At 67.6% G+C, this 2,782-nt stretch carries 3 protein-coding genes; 1 reads left to right on the top strand and 2 read right to left on the bottom strand.

Translation table 11 applies throughout. The features are described 5' to 3' along the window. Positions 1-327: 327 nt before the first annotated feature. Positions 328-660 (bottom strand): helix-turn-helix domain-containing protein, encoded by a 333-nt coding sequence (locus VR44_RS17705; protein ID WP_045948486.1) that lies wholly within the window; start codon positions 658-660, stop codon positions 328-330. A 119-nt stretch (positions 661-779) separates the two neighbouring features. Between VR44_RS17705 and VR44_RS17700 the strand changes: the two genes are divergently transcribed. Next, positions 780-1,721 (top strand): hypothetical protein, encoded by a 942-nt coding sequence (locus VR44_RS17700; RefSeq protein ID WP_045948485.1) that lies wholly within the window; start codon positions 780-782, stop codon positions 1,719-1,721. Between the two features lie 141 nt (positions 1,722-1,862). Here VR44_RS17700 and VR44_RS17695 read toward each other — a convergent pair. Further along, positions 1,863-2,782 (bottom strand): AfsR/SARP family transcriptional regulator (locus tag VR44_RS17695; protein ID WP_211275086.1); only part of this gene is annotated, 920 nt, incomplete at its 5' end.

The raw sequence follows: 2,782 nt of genomic DNA, 5'->3' as shown, positions 1-2,782 counted from the left end.
GACCGGCAAGATCCGGAAGAGACGACCTAGTGGCGTCAACGGAAGCTTGCGTGATCAGCCGCCGGCCCGGCGGCGGCGCGTATGGGAACGCGGGCCTCCTCCTGGACTGGCACAAAGACGGCCATGGCTACCGGGCCCACGACTGCAAAGGATCGCCGACCCTTTGACGGGTGCACCGCGGCTCCGTGGAGGCGGAGTGGACGCCCGCACGGGCAGGCCGTCGCGCCGGTGTTCACGGGTCTGCTTGGTGCCGGCTCGTAGCCTGGCTGTCTGGTCGGGCCGGTCGGCCGAGGGGACATGGGGGAGGTCCCTTGGCCGATGTTGCGATCAGGAGGTGGCGCCTGGGTTGGCATTGGTAAGGGCGTTGAGGCGGTGGTGGACTTCGGTGGGTTGGATGTCGTTGAGCCAGGCCCCTAGTCCGGCTGCCATGACCAGGGGGTCGATGCCAAGGAGCCGGCTGATGTGGTGCATGTCGCGGAGGGTGTAGGTGATTTGGCCGTCCTGGCGTTTGCTGATCTGGCTTTTGGACATGCCGAGGTAGCGGCCGAGCTGCTCGTAGGTGAGTTCCGCGCGGAGCCGTCCGTGTTCTACGGCTTCGATGAACCTGAGTTCGAGGTCGGTGACGGCTTGCCGGGCCTGCTGTTTCGCGGTCTTCTCCATGGGGTCATCATATCGGCCCCGGATTCGCCACTGGATACTTAGGTCCACTCTCTGACACCGGCGTAGCCATCAACCTGCGCAGGTTGCTCTCAGGGAAACTATGTTGGTATTTTGGAGGTATGACCGCCGGACCGAATGACGTCATGCCCGGAGCGATCCGGCCTGGCTGGGCCCCGGCCCACGCCTGGCGCTGGTTCTTGCTCCGCTCCGCCAAGCACATCCCGAGGGCGACCCGGGACCAGCCCGAGTGGAAAAGCCTCGGCGCGTCTTTCTTCGCGATCCTGCAGGCCGTTGGCCAGGCGGCGAACGAAGACGGCACGAATGCCTTTCTCGGCACCGACACGCTCATGGCGATCGGACGGTGCAGCAAGGAAACCGTCCAGAAAGTACTCGTCGCCGCGGAGGCTGTCTGCCTGATCAGGAAGACAGCGAACGCCCGTGGAGGCCGCTGCCCCAAACCTGCCACCTACGCATGCACGCTCCCTCTTGGCGCCGACACCGAGACAGGCTGCGGCATTGCCTGGGAGCGGGCACTGGCCGTGCTGTCCAGTTCCGAGTACGACCGCAGGCTTCGGCACAAGCGGGCCAAGTCCTCAGGGCAGCACGTGACGCCGGCTGATCGGCGCCGGATGCAGGCGCTGGAGGCGTCACGTGACGCCCTCGTACCCGCTGATGAAGTGATTGAGGGGGCGTCACGTGACGAAGGCAGACAGCGTCACGTGACGGATCAAAAGGCGTCACATGACGCCCCTACCAGGCTTCACCAAGCCCTTCACCACGAGATGGCAGAGGTGGTGTCTCAGCCTCAGGTGGATGGGGCCCTGGCGTCGGCACTACGGGGCCAACCTCCCACCACAGCAACAGCGGCGCCCGACGGACACGAGGACAGCCGTAGCTCGACGCCAGCGGCTGCCAATTACGCGAGACACCTTGCCGCCTGTGACCGGTGCCCCCGGGAGATGTGGTGCCCGCAGGGCTCGCGGCTGCGCAAATACCTCGTCGCTGAGCAGCACCACAAACGGGCTCGCCACCTGCCCAGCGCGCCGGACGATGCCGGGTAACAGAGTGCTGCTGCCCGAGGCGCCGCCCGCAGATTGAAGATGGCGCCTGCCTGAAAGAGAGGCGAGGGTGACGAGAGCCAGCTTCCCGTCTGCCGCAGTGTTCCGCTGGCCCGGGAGTGCACTCGTGGCAGGGACGATGCCTCAGTGCCGCTGGCTCAGACGCGGCGAAGTGGTGGTGAGGGCTTCGGTGATGGTTTGTTCGGTGGTGTCGTCGAGGGTGATGTCGTAGGTGCGGGCCATCTGCTGGGCTCGTGCGACGGTCTTCCGAACGGCGGCTTGGTTGCCTGCGGCTGCTTCGATGTGGAGGAGGTCTCGGTACAGCACCTCGGAGGTTTCCTCGACCTCAAGGGCTTGGAGGACGGTGCGGCGGGCGGCGTCGAGGTCGGGGGTGTCGCTGTCGGTGTGCCAGCGGGCGAGGGTGTGGGCGGTGTCGGTGATTCGGGAGTGCATCTCCTGGATGACGGGGTCTGCCCAGGGCAGGGTCCGGCCTTCGAAGGGGCGGCCGCGGACCAGCGCCATGGCCGCTTCCAGGTCGGCTGTCCCGGCCCCGGGGCCTGCAGCGAGGCCTCGGGAGGCCAGGATTTTGAACTCGGCCCAGTCCGAGGTGACCGAGGGGTGGAGGACGTACCCGGCGCCGTTCTTGGGGCGGGGGAGCAGTGGCAGGCCGTCGTGGGTGAGGCCGAGGACGTTGCGCAGTTCGGACAGCCGGGAGTGCAGGGTGCGGGTGGACCACGGGTTGACCGGGTCCATGGCCTGGCACAGGTAGTCGGTGCCGCGTCCGGGGCGCAGGTGGAGGAGGGCTGCGACGGCAGCGGTGCGGGGGCCGTGGGCGGAGGCGGCGGTCCCGGTGATACGCAGGGGGCCGAGCATGTCGATGCGGACAGGTGCTTGCTCTTCGCCGGCGGCCTTAGCGGGCACAGCGGCGGCTGTTTGGGCGGGTACCGGCACCTTGTCGGTGGCGGCCTGGCCGTTCTCGTCGGGCTCTGCCGTGCCCACCGTCTCTGCCCCGTCTGCTGACTGCCCGGCTTCGGCATTGCCTTGGTGGCCGATGGGCTGGGGAG

This window comes from Streptomyces katrae (genome assembly GCF_000966975.1).
Classification (GTDB): Bacteria; Actinomycetota; Actinomycetes; order Streptomycetales; family Streptomycetaceae; genus Streptomyces; species Streptomyces katrae.
This window is presented reverse-complemented; position numbering and strand designations above follow the sequence as displayed.